Consider the following 820-nt stretch of genomic DNA (forward strand, 5'->3'; position numbering starts at 1 on the left):
AAATATGCTCGACCTTGCCCAGCACGCCCTCGACCTCGATCAGATCGCCGATCTCCATGCTTTCGCGCAGCATGATAAGAACGCCCGCAAGGAAATTCTCGAAGATATCCTGAAACGCAAAGCCGATGGCGACCGTGCCAAGACCCAGACCTGCAACCAGGCCGCTGGGATCAAGGCCGGGGAGAACGACCGTGGCGGCGATCATCAGGCCGACGATCCATGTGCCGACGCGGCTCACGGTTTCGATCAGGGCGCGCAGGCTTTCGCGCAAATTCGCGCGCGCGGCGATTCGCCCGGTAACCCGGCAGACCAGCTTGGCGACCAGCCAGGTCACGAAAAGGATGACCACCCCGATGGCAAGGCTGGGGAGCGAGGCCACGAGGCCTTCGCCCATCGAGATGATCTCCTTTTGGAGCGTTTCCATGTAATTCATGTAATTTCCTGCAATCTTTCGCGCGCTGGCCCGCCCCACAGAAAGGCAGACCGTCGATCAGCGCGCCGCATAACGTGACCCGTGCATGGCTTGCAACTCTCCCATCGGGCGAGCGGTTTCCGGCAATGGCGAAAAAGCGCCGGTTCGGCATGGTTGAGGGGCGCGCCAGATGGGCGGGGCGCGCCCCTCGTTCAATCGATTCGCCCTGATGGCGAGCGGCTACGATTGCCGGTCCGGGGCCGGCGATTGCCATCGGGCGGTCGATTGAAACGGTTGCACTGCGCGGAGCTGAGACGATGGCGGGACGTTGCCGGAAAACCGTCTTGGGCCAATGGCTTGGCGTCGACACCCCACGCCTTGCCGGGGCCGCAAGGATCGCGCTGGAAG

1 protein-coding gene is annotated in these 820 nt (G+C 63.0%); it reads right to left on the reverse strand.

Annotation, left to right across the window (positions count from 1 at the left end; all coding sequences use genetic code 11):
- On the reverse strand, positions 1-424 hold a 424-nt coding region (locus AAFM29_RS17915), incomplete at its 3' end, for a mechanosensitive ion channel domain-containing protein (protein ID WP_341714059.1).
- Positions 425-820: the final 396 nt, after the last annotated feature.

It is taken from the genome of Erythrobacter sp., from assembly GCF_038133525.1.
Classification (GTDB): Bacteria; Pseudomonadota; Alphaproteobacteria; order Sphingomonadales; family Sphingomonadaceae; genus Qipengyuania.